At 33.9% G+C, this 19,229-nt stretch carries 13 protein-coding genes, 1 tRNA gene and 1 pseudogene; 7 read left to right on the plus strand and 8 right to left on the minus strand.

All coding sequences use genetic code 11. From position 1 onward, the window contains the following. Positions 1-79: 79 nt before the first annotated feature. Positions 80-1,039: an IS5 family transposase gene (locus tag OPR58_RS03680; protein WP_265022212.1), complete on the minus strand. Its 960-nt coding sequence runs from the start codon at positions 1,037-1,039 to the stop codon at positions 80-82. A gap of 200 nt (positions 1,040-1,239) precedes the next feature. On the opposite strand from OPR58_RS03680, the gene OPR58_RS03685 reads away from it, so the two are divergent. From OPR58_RS03685 to plsY, 5 genes are read left to right on the plus strand one after another with little or no spacing between them, the layout of a single operon-like run. After that, positions 1,240-1,923 (plus strand): phosphatidylserine decarboxylase, encoded by a 684-nt coding sequence (locus tag OPR58_RS03685; protein ID WP_265023026.1) that lies wholly within the window; start codon positions 1,240-1,242, stop codon positions 1,921-1,923. Next, the gene (locus tag OPR58_RS03690; protein WP_265023027.1) at positions 1,920-2,690 is read left to right on the plus strand and encodes a CDP-alcohol phosphatidyltransferase family protein; all 771 of its coding nucleotides are present in this window, start codon (positions 1,920-1,922) and stop codon (positions 2,688-2,690) included. The genes OPR58_RS03685 and OPR58_RS03690 overlap by 4 nt, the downstream gene beginning before the upstream one ends. 22 nt (positions 2,691-2,712) lie before the next feature. After that, on the plus strand, positions 2,713-4,047 hold the full coding sequence (locus tag OPR58_RS03695; RefSeq protein ID WP_265023028.1) for an alanine/glycine:cation symporter family protein: 1,335 nt from the start codon (positions 2,713-2,715) through the stop codon (positions 4,045-4,047). 2 nt (positions 4,048-4,049) lie between these two features. Continuing rightward, positions 4,050-5,516, plus strand: a complete 1,467-nt coding sequence (locus tag OPR58_RS03700) for an alanine/glycine:cation symporter family protein (RefSeq protein ID WP_265023029.1) — start codon at positions 4,050-4,052, stop codon at positions 5,514-5,516. A 9-nt stretch (positions 5,517-5,525) separates the two neighbouring features. Further along, positions 5,526-6,110, plus strand: a complete 585-nt coding sequence (plsY, locus tag OPR58_RS03705; RefSeq protein WP_406846505.1) for a glycerol-3-phosphate 1-O-acyltransferase PlsY — start codon at positions 5,526-5,528, stop codon at positions 6,108-6,110. Here plsY and OPR58_RS03710 read toward each other — a convergent pair. The 3 genes from OPR58_RS03710 to OPR58_RS03720 all read right to left on the minus strand — a co-directional run bounded on the left by OPR58_RS03710 (position 6,105) and on the right by OPR58_RS03720 (position 9,041). Next, positions 6,105-7,988, minus strand: a complete 1,884-nt coding sequence (locus tag OPR58_RS03710) for a hypothetical protein (RefSeq protein WP_265023030.1) — start codon at positions 7,986-7,988, stop codon at positions 6,105-6,107. The genes plsY and OPR58_RS03710 overlap by 6 nt on opposite strands. A gap of 55 nt (positions 7,989-8,043) precedes the next feature. After that, on the minus strand, positions 8,044-8,940 hold the full coding sequence (locus OPR58_RS03715; RefSeq protein WP_265023031.1) for a cation diffusion facilitator family transporter: 897 nt from the start codon (positions 8,938-8,940) through the stop codon (positions 8,044-8,046). Between the two features lie 28 nt (positions 8,941-8,968). Next, positions 8,969-9,041 (minus strand) — tRNA-Val (locus tag OPR58_RS03720). Positions 9,042-9,595: 554 nt separating this feature from the next. Here OPR58_RS03720 and OPR58_RS03725 point away from each other — a divergent pair. Continuing rightward, a complete protein-coding gene (locus OPR58_RS03725) occupies positions 9,596-13,060 on the plus strand; it encodes a peptidase M2 (protein ID WP_265023032.1) in 3,465 nt (1,154 codons plus the stop codon). A gap of 63 nt (positions 13,061-13,123) precedes the next feature. Here OPR58_RS03725 and OPR58_RS03730 read toward each other — a convergent pair. Further along, positions 13,124-13,510 (minus strand): annotated as a pseudogene (locus OPR58_RS03730) (transposase); the annotation flags it as partial. Positions 13,511-13,619: 109 nt separating this feature from the next. On the opposite strand from OPR58_RS03730, the gene OPR58_RS03735 reads away from it, so the two are divergent. Beyond that, positions 13,620-14,579 (plus strand): IS5 family transposase, encoded by a 960-nt coding sequence (locus OPR58_RS03735; protein WP_265022212.1) that lies wholly within the window; start codon positions 13,620-13,622, stop codon positions 14,577-14,579. Between the two features lie 29 nt (positions 14,580-14,608). On the opposite strand, the gene OPR58_RS03740 is transcribed toward OPR58_RS03735, so the two are convergent. Genes OPR58_RS03740 through OPR58_RS03750 form a run of 3 tightly spaced genes read right to left on the minus strand, consistent with a single transcriptional unit; the run spans position 14,609 to position 18,915 of the window. Beyond that, positions 14,609-15,199 carry an ankyrin repeat domain-containing protein gene (locus OPR58_RS03740; RefSeq protein ID WP_265023033.1) on the minus strand — a complete coding sequence of 197 codons (591 nt, stop codon included), beginning with the start codon at positions 15,197-15,199 and terminating at the stop codon, positions 14,609-14,611. Further along, entirely contained in the window at positions 15,154-16,065 is a 912-nt protein-coding gene (locus OPR58_RS03745) for an ankyrin repeat domain-containing protein (RefSeq protein WP_406846509.1), read from the minus strand. The genes OPR58_RS03740 and OPR58_RS03745 overlap by 46 nt, the downstream gene beginning before the upstream one ends. A gap of 9 nt (positions 16,066-16,074) precedes the next feature. After that, positions 16,075-18,915: an ankyrin repeat domain-containing protein gene (locus OPR58_RS03750; RefSeq protein WP_265023035.1), complete on the minus strand. Its 2,841-nt coding sequence runs from the start codon at positions 18,913-18,915 to the stop codon at positions 16,075-16,077. Between the last annotated feature and the right edge of the window lie 314 nt (positions 18,916-19,229).

Genomic DNA, 19,229 nt, shown 5'->3' on the forward strand with positions numbered 1-19,229 from the left:
TCAGCGATTTTATAAGCAAATGTTTATATAATAATGGCTTTGTTGCATAGCACTGATAGGCATGTAAATCACAATGAACTTACGCAGCTAATTTAAATTTAGCCATACCAATATCAGTAAATTTGTTCAGTAAGTAGCACTTAATTAACAGCTCTTTTTCACGATTTACCTCTGATTTATTTTTCAAGCCAAACCCAAATATTTGCTTCAACCTATAGAAAAAGACTTCAATATAAGACCGTGCTCCATACTTAACTTTTTTCTTCCATTCATTAATACCATCTTCATAATTCTCATATGACCTAATTCTACTAATATACTTGTTTCTTTCTGATAAGTAGTCAGCTAAACAAATTTTAGTATCCTTCCTAGGGCGAATAATAGGCACAATATTGTATTTTCTGCATTCTTTATACACACTTTTTATATCATAAGCCGCATCTGCTCGAATAGAACAAATGTTATATTTATCACTGACTTCTTCTAACATATCGCAGACCGGCAAATAGTCTACAGCAACACCACTAGTGTAGTTCATGCTTATTGCTTTCTTATCATTTATGTTTAAAATAACATGTAATTTTCTTACTTGACCATAACCACTGTATTTTCTTTTTCGAATATTAAGCTTACTATGCCCACCGTTATTATTGTAGATACTAACTCTAGTGCTATCTACAGCAATTTCAACATTTTCCAGATCATCTTTATTGCTTCTATGGTCATCAATCTTCAAATTAAGCTTTTTAAATCTTCTGGAAGCTTGTGTATAGCTGATAATCTTAAGTTTTTTGCCTATTTGTACCATATAACCTTTTACAAAACCTACAGCTTGTCTCAAGCCAATTCTAAAAAGATGAACTATTATGTGTATTAAAATTACAACTTTATCACTATAAGTGTTATTGCCACCTGCAACTTTTGGACTATTTTCATACCAATTTTCTATGGCTTGATTAACAAAATGAAAAACATTTCCTCTTTTTTTTAGAAACTCATTATATTCTCTTTGGTTACTTACTCTCATTTTTTGTGGCATAAGTTATACTTGTTTGAAAAATGCCTATTTTACAACAAAATGCGTTAGTAACCATAAGCTTTTCTCCTTACAATAACCTCAACCAACACTAGCTATGCAACAAAGCCTATAATAATTCGAAAAGTGAAACAGTAAAAAAAAGCTTTTCATGAGAAATTATAAATGATAAATTATTAATAATGAATTATTGAGAATAAGTTATGTGCTTTGGTTTGCCTAACATAAACAGAGAAGGTTATTTATTTATAGTTGTTTCCTTTATCGTAACATGTATAGCATTCTCTATATCTTGGGGAGCTGGAATTACTTGCTTATTTCCAACGTTATTATGTACCTATTTTTTTCGTGATCCAGCAAGAGCTGTACCAAGCAATAAGGATTTTATATTAAGCCCCGCTGATGGTGTGATTTCAAAGATAGAAGAAGTTAGTTACTCTTTATCAGAAGAGAATGAAGAAGAAAAGAAATTTACACTTGTCAGCATATTTCTAAGCGTTTTGAATGTCCATGTGAATCGTATACCAATATCTGGTACGATAAAGGAAATGAGCTACAAGAAAGGCAAGTTTGTTTCTGCAATGAGTAATAGATCCAGTAATGAAAATGAAAAGCAGATTATTGTGATTGAATATGAAAAGGGAAAAGAAATCATTGTGGAACAAATAGCTGGATTTATTGCACGCCGCATTGTTTGTAATTTGAGGACATCTCAGAGCGTAAAAGCAGGTGAAAGATTTGGAATTATAAGATTTGGTAGCAGAGTAAATATTTATATTCCTATTGGTATAGAAGTAAGAGTTTCAGAAGGACAAACTGTTATTGGCGGTGAGACAGTTATAGCAGATTTAAATAAACAAGAGAAGCTTACCTTTGACATTGTATGAATAACGATGAAAGTAACGGTAAATCCTTACCTATTACCAAGTTATTTCCAAACTTTATAACTTTATTAGGTTTATGTGCTGGCCTTACTTCACTTAAATTCACATTTAATGAACAATGGGAATTTTCAGCAATTTTTATTATCATTGCAGCAATAATAGATGGAATGGACGGCAGGATAGCCAGAATTTTAAAATCAACTAGCGATTTTGGAGCACAACTCGATTCTTTTGCAGATTTTCTAAATTTTGGTTCAGCACCTGCTTTTCTTTTATATTTTTGGAAGTTAAATGAAATTAAAGTTGTAGGATGGATTTTAGTAATGATATATGTAATCTGCATATCAATAAGACTTGCAAGATTCAATGTTTCGCTACATTTAGAGCAATTATACTGGAAAAAATTTTTCTTTTCCGGCCTTCCAGCTCCTGTATGCGCTTTACTTGCTCTGTTACCAATAATTATTACCTTTCAATCTCATGAGAGTGAATACTTACTTCTTATAGAGCAATTTTTTAACGTAAAGAATACAGCTTGTTACTTTTTGGCCATTTCATTTTTTTCGATAAGTCATATTCCAACTTTCTCTGCAAAGTACATTTATGTTCCTAGAAGCCTATCCTATATATTTGTGTCGTTTTTTGGAATATTGATCATACTGTTTATAAGCAAGCCCTGGATAACACTACCAATTTTAGGCGCATTGTATATACTTACTATTCCAATAAGCACTGGACTTTATATATACTACACATATAAAACTCATTAGCTATATAAAAGTAGTGAGCAGCATGATTGTAAAAGCAACTGATCTATTAAACTCTTTTTTATATATAAAGATATTCAACATACCATTTATAATTATTTGGGTAATTGCAACTGGGGTTTTTTGTACGATTCGATTCAAATTCATTAACTTTAGGTTGTTCAAATATGGGGTACAAACACTATTCAACCTAGAGAGCCATAATAATAACGGCATAATCACCCACATTCAGGCATTTGCAACGGTAATTTCAGGAACAGTTGGTCTTGGAACAATATCAGGAGTTGCAATAGCTATTACAATAGGGGGGCCAAGTGCAGTTTTTTGGATGATAATTACCGGAGTACTTGGCATGTCAATAAAATTTGCTGAAGTAGTGCTTGCATTTACTCATCGCTCTAAAAACACAACTGGTGGGGCTTTTTATTATATGGAACATGGACTTGCAAAGATTGGATTTATGAAGACTGGCAAATTCCTTGCATTTATCTACGCAGTTATGCTGCTTGTTGCAATGATTCTAGGCGGCATACCATTTCAGGCAAATCAAATTGCAGCGTTGTCAAGTAACTTATTTGAATACAACACATCTGTTATTATCTCGCTATTTGTATTAATTGTAATACTGGGAGGAATAAAGCGAATTGCTTTAGTTGCAACAGGTTTAGGGCCGATCATGATAATGTTATATATAGGCATGTGTATATATTTAATCTGTGTAAACGGAAATAATCTACTGAATGCTCTATCTATAATATTTCAAGATATCTTTAACAAATCAGCTATAGGAGGTGGAGTATTGAGTGGATTAATAGCAGGGGTAAGAAGGTCAGTGTTTGCTAATGAAGCAGGTACTGGAACAGCAGCTATAGCACATTCGATTGTAAAAGAGAAAGACCCAGTTAAAGTTGGAAGTGTTGCAATGATTGCACCATTTGTAGACACAATATTAGTCTCATTTTTGACTGGTATTGTGATAATTATCACCGATATGCATATCACTAATACCGTAGGTGATATTACGTTAGTTAGCTCAGCATTTTCAACAGCCTTACCTTTATTTAGCAAGCTAGCTCTTCCGCTGATAATGTTTTCCTTTGCATTTTCCACAATAATAGCTTACTATTACTACTGTGAAGTTGCCCTAGTGTACTTATTTGGTAACAAAAAAGTACTGATATTGTTTCAGTTTTTTATAGTGGGTTCAGTGTATATCAGCTGTATATCAAAAAATATAGAATTTATATCTTATTTAGGTGATAGCCTGTTTATGTGCCTTATGATTCCAAATGCTGTTGCGATATATCTACTGAGAAGGGAAGTCTTAAATACAATAGATTCTTATTACAAAAGGTATTAAACATGATTTATAGAATGCTTTATATAGTGTTATTTTGCCTACCATTTAATGATGTATACGCTGCTTCAGTTTTTCATAAAAGTTATGACACTGCATTAAATGGAGTAAGCAACTTCATGAATGAAGTGTTGTTTTTCAAGATCTTTCACGTACCATTTATAATTCTTTTATTGGCCTTTGGTTATATATTTCTAACACTACGTTTTAGATTTCTCAACATAAGGATGTTTAAGCATGCGTTCGCTATTTTATGTGGAAAATATGACACAGATCATCATGATGGTCACATTACGCATTTTCAGGCATTTGTAACCGCGCTATCAAGCACAGTAGGTCTTGGAACTGTTGCTGGTGTTGCAATTGCAATTTCAATGGGAGGGCCAGGAGCGGTACCTTGGATGATGATCACAGGCTTTTTTGGTATGTCTGCAAAGTTTGCTGAAGTAACTTTAGCATTCAGACACAGAACAGAAGGCCAGGAGCAGTTATTCAGTGGTCCCTTTCAATATATAAGAAATGGACTAGAGGAATTTGGATTTAAGAAGCTTGGTATTGTGATAGCTGCAATATATGCAGTGTTTTTTGTATTGTCAGGTCTTGGTGGAAGTGTAGCATTTCAGACTAATCAAATGGTTTCAATATTATCTGGCTATTCAAGCTGGATAGATAGTCATCCTTGGGTTCTTTCCTTCATAATTTCTACATTACTTGCTCTAGTGATTATCGGTGGAATCAGGAGAATAGCTAAAGTCTCTTCTGCGCTGGTGCCTATTATGTCACTCATATATATTTTGAGTTGTTTCACGATTATTGCATTCAATATTCACAATTTTAGCAATACATTAAAAATATTGTTTTCCAGTATGATAGACTTCAATGCTGTTGGTGGTGGAGTAGTAGGAGCATTTGTCGCTGGGATTCAAAGGGCAATTTTTGCCAGTGAAGCAGGTGTTGGTTCTGCTGCAATTACTCACGCTGTAGCTAAAGATGAGGAGCCGGTTAGGACTGGTCTAGTTGCTATGATAGAACCATGCTTTGATACAATGTTAATTTGTTGTTTGACAGGAATAACAATAGTAATAACAGGCGCATACCAGACTGGCATTGGCGAGGGAATATTGATCACCCAAAAAGCATTTGAAACAGTTTCTTCTTGGTTTCCTATACTTTTAACCATCGCTGCGCCTTTGTTTGCGTTTTCCTCAGTAATTTCATTTGTATATTGTTGTGAAATGGGATGGCTGTATTTGTTTGGTGTAAAAAGTGTAGTAATATATCGTATAGCGGTGGTGGTAGTTGCATTTTTGTCAGGTTTGTCTAAAGATATAATGGCTATTGCTAATATTGGTGGGGCTTTATTCTCTTGTTTAGCACTCATCAATATGACAGCACTTATACTGTTTAGCAATCAGATTAACAATGAAGTCCAATGTTATCTAAAAAGGCTAAGGAATAACAAAATTAGCTAGATTTCTGCTATGATAGAGATATTTGTAGTCTTTGTATTATCTTACATATTAGGTTCAATACCGTTTAGCTTAATTATTGCAAAAATAAATGGTATAAATTTAAGAGAAGTAGGTTCAGGAAACATTGGTGCTACAAATGTTGCAAGAACAGGAAATAAGAGACTTGCTGTCCTCGCATTATTTTTAGACTCTTTGAAAGGATTTGTCGGGGTTTATACAGCACAACAATTTTGTGATAATAACGATTTTTATATATATGTATCTGCAATTTTAGCAGTTCTAGGGCATATGTTTCCTATTTGGCTAAGGTTCAATGGAGGAAAGGGGGTTGCAACAACTTTGGGAGTTTTAGTAGCACTTAACATTTCTATAGCATTAGCATTAGCATTTGTATTTGTCTGGCTAATAGTATTTTTTATCTTTCGGTACTCCTCTCTTGCTTCCTTGGCTGCTAATGCAGCAGCTGTTATAGCATCTTTCTTTTTTCAAAAGGAGTTATTCCTTATACTACTCACTGTAGCGATATTAATTTTCTTGAAGCATTACAAAAATATTGCAAATCTTCTGCAAGGCAGAGAGCATAAGTTTCTATAAGCAATGAGATGTTAAATCACTGACACTTAAACTACGAGATAAACTGCTTGATGGTATTATTTTATCTTCTTTATTTAAGATTGTAATTTTTACTCTTGTTATACTCTCTACTTCTTGAGGTATTAAAAATTCATCTTCAATGAATCTTTGCTTCACTTCTTGTATTTTTTCATAAAGTGTGGTTACATTGCGCTTATTTTGATTATAAATATCTTCAATCTCTATCTCTAGCCTGTGTGAAGCTTCTTTTTTTAACATGTTATTTATCACTGCTTCTGTTATTGCTAGCTTTTCTTGCAGAATTTTCTTTATTTCTTCTTTATCGTCTCTGCTATTTTTACTCAGTTCCGTGTATACCCTATAACACCTTTTCTCTAGTGGTAACGTTCTTAAACTATCTAACATTCTGGCCACTTGACCCTTAATAGTCTTCTTGGCTTTCAATTTTAATTCTTTTACTTCTTCTTTTATTATTTTGCTAGCTATTCTCTTAGCTTCAGTTAAAGATGAGTCCTTGAGAAAAAAATCTGTTCTAAGTAAATTTTGGTTTAAAAGCTCCAAAAAGACTTTTCCTTTGATGTTTTCGAGTTGATCGTCTAAACCATCCCCCTGTAGTTTATTTGTTATGTGCTGAGACAGCGCAAAGTGCTCTAATTTATTTAACTTTACAGAGTTAATATTTTTCATTAACGTCAGCACAATTTGTTCACTATATTGAGAAGTAAAACTCAGTAAATTTCTCATTAAGGAAATACTTACTTCTGCAATAAAATCATCAACTATTTTTTGACTTTTATCATCTTCATAATTATTTTGGGCGTTATGCCAAGCCCTAAGAATTTCTTTACTGTTCTTCTTATTTTTTAGCCTGTCTAACATAAACTTACGTGCTTCATTTTCTGCTTCTGTAAGGAGCATTTGTCTAGGTGGTGTAAATTTAATCTCTGGATCGGAATGAATACCCTCTAATGTACTTAACATTCTGTAGATAACACCAGTAAAACATGTGTTAGGAATTCGTTCTTTTCTAGAGAAAGTTTGGCTATCTAGTAAATTTGCAATCAACGCGTCTTTTTTATTTTTTACAGCTTCTCTATCTCCATCATTGCAGGCTCTAAGAACTAACAGAAGAATTTGTCCACCAGTGAAACCAGAGCTATGTTTCTCATTACCTTTGCAAAAATCTTGCAAAAACATTACTAATTTTCCCTTATTCTCATTACTAAATGGTTGGCCATCAAGCATATGTAAGTGATTTATATATTCAATAAACTCTTTAAATCCCTCATTATTAATAGTGTCTTCAGATACTTGTTCAGTATATTTATCTTTTAATTTGTCAATATTTTTAATGATATCATTATTTAATTGATGGGGTAGTAAATGTTCAAGCTTAATATCAAAGCTATTGACTAGCCCACGTGAGTTTTCTTTTATGCCTTCTAAAAAGAAACTAATAGCAGCTTTGAGTAACGTAAATGGATTAAAATCCTTTGGCCTTAATTCACTTTGTAATAGAATTAAAATCATTGCAAGTGGTATTGTTGCAAGTAACGAAACAAGCAGGAAAGTAGTTGTAAAAGTTATATATGTTATAGAGGCAAAAAATAAAAGGAAAGATTCTATCTTAATTTTATTATCCTTAAAAAATATTTCCCAATATTCCTTTTTACTTATTTTTTCCTGCTTTGCAGCTTTTATGTCTTTATAAACGTAAAAAGTTTTTATTTCAGATCTAAAAAACAATGTGGCAAAAGATAAAAAGACATTGGCAGGATTAACTAAAATGCTTAAAGAAACAAAAGCTGCGAAGTAACTTGCTGTCTTTAATCTGTAAGAATCCTTTCCAGGAAATTGTATTTGGGAAACACCTATCATAGCCTACTCTCTATAATATTATGATATTGTAGTAATAACAAATAGCCTATAGATGTCAATGCTTAAGTATTTTACTGTCTACGCACTCATCGTATTCAATTTCAACTGTAGAGTGCGCAATTTCGAACCTATTTAATAGTATTTTTTTTATCTCATACAAAATATTAGTGTGTTGTCCATTTTGCTTTATCTTGGCATGCATAGTAAGTATAAAATAATTATCAGATAGTGACCATGCATGTATATGATGCACATCTATCACTTCAGGTAACTTAGATACAATCTCACTTTTTATCTCCTCAACAGATACACTCTCAGGTGTACCTTCAAGGAGTATATGGCAAGAATTCTTGAGAATTTTATAGCCACTGTTTAAGATTATTACACTGACAAATACTGACAAAATAGGGTCCACTATTTGCCATCCGGTAAACATGATAATTATGGATGCAAGTATAGCAGCTACAGAACCTAAAATATCTCCGATAACATGCAATACAGCACTTTTTATGTTTATATTACTTTCGCATTTACTATGTAATATAAAAAAGACTATAATGTTAGAGATCAGGCCAAGTGTGGCAATTATTAGCATTACTTTCCATTCAACATTGACCGGACAAATGAATCTCTTTATTGATTCAATGATAATGACTGCTGCAATGAAAAATAGAGTTAAACCATTAACAAATGCTGCAATTATCTGCAATCTGTGATACCCATATGACCTCTGTAAATCAGATTTCTTAGCTGAAAATTTGTGCGCTACCCAGCTTAAAATCAAGGCAAAAAGATCAGTGAGCATATGCCCTGCATCTGATAACAGAGCAAGCGAGTGTGAAATTACTCCACCTACTATCTCCATAAGCATTGTTATTGCAACTATTATTATGGAATAAATTAAGCGCTTGGACTCTGCTATTGAGTGTTTGCCATTGTGCACTGCTGTCATATAAAATCTTTTTATGAGCAAAAAAACGTGGGTAACACTGGGCTCGAACCAGCGACCCCTTGCACGTCAAGCAAGTGCTCTACCAACTGAGCTAATTACCCATCTTAACCTTAGTATAGTGCTTCAGTGAAATGAAAGTCAATTTGCTTTTAGACTTCTTGCTGAATGAAACTCCTTGACAAACCTTCCCACTTTCCTTATCATACCAATCAGAGTACTTATCCTTATTTTTGATCCTCGCGGGTTCAACAACAAAAATTCAGTAAAAAACTCAGATATTTATTGGCAAATTACATAAAAATTATAGCGGCTGCATGTCTTTTTTATTTTTTCTACATTCAGCCAAATCGCGCTTGTTAGCACATTATTACAACGCCAATTTACATTGTTATAGGGTCAAAACTCGCTACATAGGGATTTTTTTGCCTTTTTTAAAATTGATAAATTTCTTAATATTTATAATTCCGTTACTTGTTAGCAGCCACCTAAGGTTAGCTATAGAATTTTAGCCACATTCTAAATGTTACATATTAAGTTAACTATCTATACTTTTTTATTAAGATATAAATTATACCAATATGAGAATTTACGTTTTTTTCAGATGAGTCACTTTATGCTTGATATTGTAAAGACTAATAAATTAGGGGTTAAAGTAATGACAATCAATCGACAAGTAAATAAAAATATATCTAAAGATGAATATTTTAACAACAAGCATATCATAGAAGTTAAAGATTTAAATATTAAAGTAGAAGTTTATTCTCATAATTTAAGAGCAAGTAAAGTTGCTCACATTGAAAGTGAGATAAGAGAAACAGCTACTAATTTTAAAGATGCATTTAAGCTGGAGCCTGGTAGCTCAGAACAAACATTCAAAATTTATGTGTTTGATGATAAGGCTGATTACACTCACCTTGGTGGAAGCGAACGTTTTGGTTCTTACCTTGGAGATGAAGGTGGTAAATGTTACTACAAAGGAGAAGCTGATATTTTTGCTGAGATGTATGTCTATCAGCAAGGTGGCGTTCATAACCTTCAGCATGAATTTGCACATGGTTTAACTTACTTGGCTACAGGAGGAAAATCTCTACCTACAGTATTAATGGAGGGAATTGCAGATTACTTTGAACATCATTCAGATCACAAGTTCAATGCTCAAGGGTCAAGCATTGATAAAACTGAATCCGCAAATTTGGATCTAGGTGGAATTTTAAATTTACAATACTCAGCCAATGGTGAAGAAAACAGTTTAGTGTATAAAACTGGTCATGCGTTGATAATGTACTTACAGGAAAAAGATCCTAGTTTATTAAGAGACTACCTAGATGCTTTATGTCAAGGTAACTCAGATGAATCAAAAAGTTTCTTGAAAGACATAAAAGGACATGATGCTGACTTCAAAAGTTGGCTTGCTGAGAATGATACAGAAACTGCAATGGAACATCTCAACGCTTTGCAAGTTACAAAAGGAGATTTTATAGCAACTGGTCAAGAAATAGTGGGTGGAGAAATTAAAGATGTATCGTATTATAAAGCAAATATAGAAAAAATAGATGGAGAAAACGTTGGAAGTTTCTCTGCTGTAGAGCATGTGTCATTTTACGATTATGCTCGTGCTGTTAATAGGGCAACAAATGATACCCTCGATATATCAAAGGAATATCATTTCTTAAAGGCAGTAAAAACTACTGATGGGCAGGTTAAGCTGACTTACTCTGATCAACAAGGTAATGAATATCAAAACAGTCAAGAGTATAAAATGCAAGCTTTGAGGATATTATCAAAACATGGTGAAGATCTTAGAAAATCTTACTATGATGGGAAAGAAGACTTAGATAAGCAGAAGGATATAAAATATAATGATGTGTTGAAAAGCCTGCGTGAACAGGAAGAAACACAGCGTCATGATGCATACGAGCAATACAAAAGAGGAGAGATCTCTTATGAGAAATTTGTAGAAAAATGCAATTCAGCCAGCACTAATTATCATAATGAAGATAAGAGATTATATAATGCTACACAGGACAAATATACACAACTGAAAGATGATTTGCTTGATAAAACCATAAACGCTGGCTTGAAACAAGTAAAAGAAACTCAGAACATTGACGTAAAAAAGATGTTAGAAGAGATGGTTAATATCGATCCAAACCTAATCAGAGGTGCTCATATTAATCTACAAGAAGGTAAAGTTTTCTCTATCAAAGCTCTTGGTCACGGAGATATGGGTGCACTATCTATATATGATGGGAATACAAAGCTTGGAGAGTTGTCGAGCGAATCGGGCTTTTTTAAGCAAGTTGAAGGTCAAACTAAAGAAACTTTTGTTTTTGAGGACATATTGCACAACTTGAATACTCAATATGACGGTGGTGCTTATATAGCTATTACAAAAGAAAATGGTCATTATAAAGCTTCTCTGATAGATGGCAGAACAGTTGAACGTGATGAATACTTTGATGAAGCACATTTACATGAAAATGAATTGTTGCATCCTAGCACTGGACACATTCAAAAAGATTTAGATTCTCTGCTTCTTAGAGGGACCAAAATTCTAAATCATCAGGATTCAAAGCATGCTCAATATTCTGATGAGCAAAGAGAAAGCGGCGTAATCGTAGAAAAAGGAACATTATTGGATGATAAAGGGACTGATAGAACAGACGACGATGTATACGAAGCGGTTGTAAAGCAAGGAGGCGAAAATCTACATGCATTCAAAAATATGGGCTTCTATATCACTGAAGAGATGAAAAATGAAAGAGGTGAAGTTATAAATGAAAGTAACTTGTTCATTCATGATCATGGAAAAAACGTAAGGTTTCAATTGCCAGGCAATGTTACTCACCTAAAATTGGTGGAAAAAGATGGACAATATAAATTAGCACCATCTGATTCTGAAGGAAGAGAATACAGTAGCATACCAGACGAATACAAATATATTGACCCAGTATTTGCACATGAATATGAAAAGAGAGATTATTCTCATAAACATATAAATGTGGGCCTTATAAACTTAGAAAAATATGCCCCTGGTAAACTTTTTACAATTAAACATGATCCAAATGATTATCAGATACAAAGAAGCTCGAGTGGTCAAATAGTTAGAATAAAAGATCAAACATATTTCACTAAAGTAAAACTATTTGATGGTGATACTGATGAAGAAATTGGAATGTTATCTAATAATTTCCATAACTTCAAAGGAAAAATATTCTTTTCTGCTGATTATAACTACAGCTATAATGATTTCCTCGCATCTGTTTCTCCTCAAGTTGAAATTGAGAATATGGGAAATGGAAGCAAAAAAATAACTTTCGATCAAGGCAGTGGCGATATCGGCGATACTAACAGAGGCTACACGGACTATCAGAGAATATTCACAAAAGAGAAACAAACCGAAAGTCCAAAAGGGCAAGTAAGTGAAACTAAGACAGAAGTTCATAGTACTACTAATGTTGTTGCTGAAGAGAGAACTGTATCAAACGACAATAGTGAAATACAGTCTGATCAACCACAAATTCCAACAAGGGCAAAAAGGTCAGCTTCAGTGGAGGAGAAAGAGCAGGTAGTGTTGAAAGACACAATCTTGAAAATAGAAAAGAGCTATGATAGAGATGTAGAAGGAAAGCATAAGGCAAATGTAATCATAGATTATAATGATGTGAAAGCCTTGTATAATAGAGCAGAAGGAGCAGATAAGCAATCTGTGTTAGATTTTTGGAACAAACTGCATACATCGGATTATAAGATTGGTGCTTTGCCGGAAGACAAGTATTACTTTAAAGATGGCAAATTTCTAATTCACGATAGTGACACGAAAAAGCTTATAGTGTTACCTGAAGATAAGGTATCCATCAAAATAATGAAGGATGGTGATAGTTATAGTTTGGCTATATCAAATGGTAATGGCAAAGTAATAAGCAGCATTAGTAAAATAGATAATCCAAATTACGAATTGCTATCAGATTCAAGTCACTTCAGCTTAGAAACACAAGATAACTTTGAGTTATTAGATCAACATCATGAATATAATCTCTATCTAGAGAATGGTTTTGTGAAAATGTTCGACTGCGCAAGCGATCACATTTATCACGATCATAACTCAGCCTATATCTAATATACAAGGAGGGCCCTGCCCTCTTTTTGTTATTCCAATGCCCAGACACTGGCATCTACCGTCTTAAACATCAAGATAAAAATTATTGTTTTTTATCATAGCATTTAAACAAATGATGATTTTTCTCATTACAGCAACTAAAGCAACTTTAGCGGCTTTGCCGGAGTCAACTAAACGCTGGTAAAATACTTTCATTTTTTTATTATGACGCATTGCAACCACAGCAGACATGTATAATGCTTTTCGAGCATAAAATCTGCCACCTATGACTTGGGCCTTGCTTACTTTCCTTCCGCTTTCACTAGTTTTTGGTGCAACTCCAACTAGACAAGCTATTTCCTTATTATCTAACCTGCCAAGTTCAGGTACCTCTATGAGTAGGATACTTGCGGTTTTCCGTCCAACACCTTTATAGCTAGTTAGCAGTTTGCTTTTTTCCTTCAAATCAGGAAGGCTTTGTTGCATAGCTAGTGTTGGTTGAGGTTATTGTAAGGAGAAAAGCTTATGGTTACTAACGCATTTTGTTGTAAAATAGGCATTTTTCAAACAAGTATAACTTATGCCACAAAAAATGAGAGTAAGTAACCAAAGAGAATATAATGAGTTTCTAAAAAAAAGAGGAAATGTTTTTCATTTTGTTAATCAAGCCATAGAAAATTGGTATGAAAATAGTCCAAAAGTTGCAGGTGGCAATAACACTTATAGTGATAAAGTTGTAATTTTAATACACATAATAGTTCATCTTTTTAGAATTGGCTTGAGACAAGCTGTAGGTTTTGTAAAAGGTTATATGGTACAAATAGGCAAAAAACTTAAGATTATCAGCTATACACAAGCTTCCAGAAGATTTAAAAAGCTTAATTTGAAGATTGATGACCATAGAAGCAATAAAGATGATCTGGAAAATGTTGAAATTGCCGTAGATAGCACTAGAGTTAGTATCTACAATAATAACGGTGGGCATAGTAAGCTTAATATTCGAAAAAGAAAATACAGTGGTTATGGTCAAGTAAGAAAATTACATGTTATTTTAAACATAAATGATAAGAAAGCAATAAGCATGAACTACACTAGTGGTGTTGCTGTAGACTATTTGCCGGTCTGCGATATGTTAGAAGAAGTCAGTGATAAATATAACATTTGTTCTATTCGAGCAGATGCGGCTTATGATATAAAAAGTGTGTATAAAGAATGCAGAAAATACAATATTGTGCCTATTATTCGCCCTAGGAAGGATACTAAAATTTGTTTAGCTGACTACTTATCAGAAAGAAACAAGTATATTAGTAGAATTAGGTCATATGAGAATTATGAAGATGGTATTAATGAATGGAAGAAAAAAGTTAAGTATGGAGCACGGTCTTATATTGAAGTCTTTTTCTATAGGTTGAAGCAAATATTTGGGTTTGGCTTGAAAAATAAATCAGAGGTAAATCGTGAAAAAGAGCTGTTAATTAAGTGCTACTTACTGAACAAATTTACTGATATTGGTATGGCTAAATTTAAATTAGCTGCGTAAGTTCATTGTGATTTACATGCCTATCAGTGCTATGCAACAAAGCCATTACGACTTTGAGCTTCAATATCAGTACCATTAGTTTTGATAAGAAAATCAACTATATCAGAGTTACCCTTTTTAGCAGCTTCATGCAAAGGAGTCCAACCTTTATTATTTCTAGCATTAACATTAGCTCTTTCTTTTACAAAAAGCTTAGCTACGTCTAGCTTGCCTTTACTTGCAGCCTCATGTAAAGGTGTCCAACCTCTATAGTTTCTAGCATCAACAGTAGCGTTTCTTGCAATGAGAAGCTCAGCTATGTCTTTTTTGTTTTCTTGAGCAGCAAAATGTAAAGGAGTCCAACCATGGTTTTCTTCTTTAGCGTTAACATCATCTTCTATGAAAAGGTTAACTATTTTTAATGAGCGGTGTTTCACAGCCCAATGTAAAGGTGTTACTTCATCTAATTCAGCTGATTTTCTTACAAGGAGTTTTATTATTTCCGTATTATTATATTCATCAGCTAAATCTAAAGGTGTTTTGTTACCTTTGTTTTTAGCTCTTACGTTAGCACCATTGTCAATAAGAATCCCAGCTATGTCTGACCAACCATGAATTGCAGCCTCATTAAAGGTGTCCAACCTTCATTCGTTTTAACATTAATATTTACGCCTTTTTTCAGGAAAAATTTTACAAGATGTGCTTGATTAAATTGAACAGCGGCATGTATAGGCTCTCTACCATTATACGCTTTAGAATTAATATTAGCACCTCGATCAAGAAGAAGCTGAACAATTTCTGAGTGACCTTTCATTACAGCATAGTGGAGTGGTGTCCACCCATCTTTATTGTCTTTAGCTTCAATGTTAGCCCCATTGCTAAGAAGAAAATCTACTACAATTTTGTAACCTCCCTCAGCAGCTAAGTGTAGAGGTGTCTTATTATCTTTATCTTTAGCTTCAACCTCAGCACCTTGCTCAATAAGATTTGTAACTTTATCAAGATCTCCCTGTGCTGCAGCAGTTAATAATTCTTGGTTTAAATTTTCTTCTCTCGATAAAAAATTTACTATATCTGTATGACCTTTTTCACGAGCTAGGTCTAAAGGTGTTTTATTATCTTTATCTTTAGCTTCAATGTTGGCCTCGTGTTCAACAAGGAGCTTTACCACATCTAGTTTACCATAGAAGGCAGCTTCATGTAAGGGTGTCCAATCGTTTTTGTCTGTGGCTTCAATGCTAGCTCGATTGTCAAGAAGGAGCTTCACTACACTTCTATAACCTCCTTGAGCAGCTAAGTGCAAAGGTGTTTTATTATCCTTATTTATGGCTTTAATATTGGCACCTTGTCTAATAAGACTTTCAACTATTTGGAGATTTCCTTCCGTAGCTGCAGTTATCAGTTCTTGGTCTAATTTTGCTTGCGTTAGAAAATTTACTATTTCTTTGTGATTTCTTTCGTGAGCTAAGTCTAAAGGCGTTTTACTGTTTTTTTCTTGAGCTTTTATATCAGCTCCCTATTTCACGAGGTACCTTACTATCTCTAATTCACCAGAGTAAAAAGCAGCCATATGTAAAGGCGTCTCATCAGACTTGTTTCTAGCATTAATATCAACCCCTTTGTTAATAAAATACTCAACCATTTCCAAGCTCTTTTCGGATGCAGCAAAGTGCAGAGATGTCTGACCATCATTGTCTTTAGCGTTGATATCAGCTTTGTTATTAATAAGGTAATTAACTATATTTGAGTATCCTTTAGATATAGCAAAATGCAAAGGTGTGTGACCACGAATATCTTTAGCGTTAATATTAGTAGCTCTCCTTGTAAGTAGATACTCTACCATACCTAATTGATCCATAAAAGCAGCGCTATGCAAAGGAGTCCAGCGACTCTCGTCTTGAGCATTAACATCAGCTTTGTTTTCCACAAGGTATTTTACTATATTTAGATTAGGAAACTGAATTGCAAGGTGTAAAGCTGTTCTACCACTGCTGTATTTAGAATTAACATTAGCGCCATTTTTTATGGCATTCATTACTCTATCTAATCTTCCTTCAATTGAAGCCTCATGTAATTCTTCATTATAATCAGAACGCTTAACACGCCTCATGAAGCTACTCTTTTGATTTTGCAATGGATAACTTATTGCATAAGATCCACGAGCAAGGTTATTTGCAGGTAATGATTGAACCTTTTTAAGAAAATCATTATCTATAAACCTACTTGCAAAATCTTGAATCCAAGAAATATAATCATTTATCCATGAAATTGACCTAGCTGAACCACTTGCAGCTGAAAATTCTTGCTCATTTGACACATCACGACGTTTACGAGAGGTTTTTGGTGTTAAAAAATTAATAACATCTGTGTGATTTTTGTCCTTAGCAATATCCAATGGTTTTTTGCCATATTTATTTTTAGCATTAACATCAGCTGTGTTGTTTACAAGCAATTTAACTACTTCGAGCTTACCTTCTCCAGCAGCTACATGTAACGGAGTGTCTTTGCGATTACTACTTCTAGCTTCAATGTCAGTGCCATTAGTTTTGATAAGAAAATCAACTATATCAGAGTTACCCTTTTTAGCAGCTTCATGCAAAGGAGTCCAATCCTTACGATTTCTAGCGTTAACAACAGCTCCTTTGTCTACAAGAAGCCGAGTTACATTGAGACTGTTTTTACTTGCAGCCTCATGTAAAGGAGTCCAACCTCTATAGTTTATAGCACTAACATTAGCACCTTTGCCTACAAGAAGTCCAGCTATGTTCTCTTTATTTTCTTGAGCAGCAAAATGTAAAGGAGTCCAACCATGGTTCTCTTCTTGAGCGTTAACGGTATCGTTTATAAAAAGTTCCACTACTTTTGATGAGCCATATTTAACAGCCGAATGCAAAGGTGTTACTTCATCTAATTTAGCTAATTTTTCTACGAAGAGTTTTATTACTTCTGGAAAAAAATTATTATCATAATTATAAGCTATATCTAAAGGTGTTTGCCCTTTTCGACTTTTTGCTCTCACCTTAGCACCTCGATAAATAAGAAGCTGAGCAACCTCTTGATGACCTTTCCATGCAGCATAGTGTAATGGTGTCCATCCATAATCTTCTGTAGCTTCAATGTTAGCTCCCTTATCAAGAAGAAGCTGAGCAATTTTTAAGTAACCTTCCCGTGCAGCATAGTGTAGTGGTGTCAAACCACTCTTGGTTGTAACATTAATATTTGCACCACTATCAAGTAAAGATTCTACAACATCTTTTTTGCCGTATGCAGCAGCAACATGTATAGGTTCTTTACTATCATTATCAGGATTAGACTTAGCATCAACTTTAGCACCTCGATAAATAAGAAGCTGAGCAATTTCTAAGTAACCTTTCCATGCAGCATAGTGTAATGGCGTCCATCCATAATTTTCTGTAGCTTCAATGTTAGCTTTCTTACTAAGAAGAAACTCTACTACACCTTTATGACCTCCCTCAACAGCTAAGTGTAGAGGTGTCTTATTATCTTTATCTTTAGCTTCAACCTCAGCACCTCGCTCAATAAGATTTGTAACTTTATCAAGATCTCCCTGTGCTGCAGCAGTTAATAATTCTTGGTTTAAATTTTCTTCTTTCGATAAAAAATTTACTATATCTGTGTGACCTCTTTCACGAGCTAGGTCTAAAGGTGTGTTATTATCATTATCTTTAGCTTCAATGTTGGCCTCGTGTTCAACAAGGAGCTTTACTACATCTAGTTTACCATAGAGAGCAGCTTCATGCAAAGCTGTACGATTACCCTCGTCTGTGGCTTCAATATTAGCACCTTGTCTAATAAGACTTTCAACTACTTGGAGATTTCCTTCCGCAGCTGCAGTTATCAGTTCTTGGTCTAGTTTTGCTTGCGTTAGAAAATTTACTATACCTGTATGACCTTTTTCACTAGCTAGATTCAAGGGCACTTTGCCGCCCGTATTTATAGCTCCAATATCCGCACCATGTTCTACAAGGAGCTTTACCATATCATATTTGCCCCAAGAAGAAGCCTTATGTAAAGGTGCCCATTTGTCCTTATCCTGAGTATTAATATCAGCTCCTTTTTCTATGAGGTATTTCATTAATTCTAGTTTATTCCAGTAAATAACAAAGTGTAGAACGGTTGAACCAGTATTGTCTTTAGCATTAATATCAGCTCCTTTTTCTATAAGATATTTTGCGATACTTATATCATTACTTATATTATTTCTAGCAGTAAAAAATAAAGGAGTCTTATGGTCTTCGTCCATAGCATTAACATTAGCTCCTTTAGTTATAAGGTATTTTACTCTATCGAAATTTCCCAGCCCTACCGCTTCAATTAATTCAGAATCTAAACTCATCTTGCCTTCCAATATTATAAATTTAGTATTAGAAAATACAAAAGCATTTAAGTCAATATATTTTTTGACATGTGATAAAAATTCTCTATGAAAATGTAAACTTGCTATGACAAGTAAGTTTTTCACCTTAATTTCTGCATAATCTCTTAAACTTCAATTCACGTAATTGGCTGTGTGTCCAGAGAAGGCAAGTATGTTCAGCGGGAGGTAGACCCACCAGGATAAAAGTCGAAGTCCTGTAGCTAGGGTAGCAATGTGGAGGGAAAGCAAAATGTTGAAGCCTACCGACAACGTTATCATAGGATAATGGCGAA

Source organism: Wolbachia endosymbiont (group B) of Ischnura elegans (assembly GCF_947251585.1).
Taxonomy (GTDB): domain Bacteria; phylum Pseudomonadota; class Alphaproteobacteria; order Rickettsiales; family Anaplasmataceae; genus Wolbachia.

Excerpts from the sequence above, each read along its gene's own strand:
- OPR58_RS03680 (WP_265022212.1), bottom strand. The coding sequence starts at position 1,039 with ATGCCACAAAAAATGAGAGTAAGTAACCAAAGAGAATATAATGAGTTT.
- OPR58_RS03685 (WP_265023026.1), top strand. The coding sequence starts at position 1,240 with ATGTGCTTTGGTTTGCCTAACATAAACAGAGAAGGTTATTTATTTATA.
- OPR58_RS03690 (WP_265023027.1), top strand. The coding sequence starts at position 1,920 with ATGAATAACGATGAAAGTAACGGTAAATCCTTACCTATTACCAAGTTA.
- OPR58_RS03695 (WP_265023028.1), top strand. The coding sequence starts at position 2,713 with ATGATTGTAAAAGCAACTGATCTATTAAACTCTTTTTTATATATAAAG.
- OPR58_RS03700 (WP_265023029.1), top strand. The coding sequence starts at position 4,050 with ATGATTTATAGAATGCTTTATATAGTGTTATTTTGCCTACCATTTAAT.
- plsY (WP_406846505.1), top strand. The coding sequence starts at position 5,526 with ATGATAGAGATATTTGTAGTCTTTGTATTATCTTACATATTAGGTTCA.
- OPR58_RS03710 (WP_265023030.1), bottom strand. The coding sequence starts at position 7,988 with ATGATAGGTGTTTCCCAAATACAATTTCCTGGAAAGGATTCTTACAGA.
- OPR58_RS03715 (WP_265023031.1), bottom strand. The coding sequence starts at position 8,940 with ATGACAGCAGTGCACAATGGCAAACACTCAATAGCAGAGTCCAAGCGC.
- OPR58_RS03725 (WP_265023032.1), top strand. The coding sequence starts at position 9,596 with ATGACAATCAATCGACAAGTAAATAAAAATATATCTAAAGATGAATAT.
- OPR58_RS03735 (WP_265022212.1), top strand. The coding sequence starts at position 13,620 with ATGCCACAAAAAATGAGAGTAAGTAACCAAAGAGAATATAATGAGTTT.
- OPR58_RS03750 (WP_265023035.1), bottom strand. The coding sequence starts at position 18,915 with ATGAGTTTAGATTCTGAATTAATTGAAGCGGTAGGGCTGGGAAATTTC.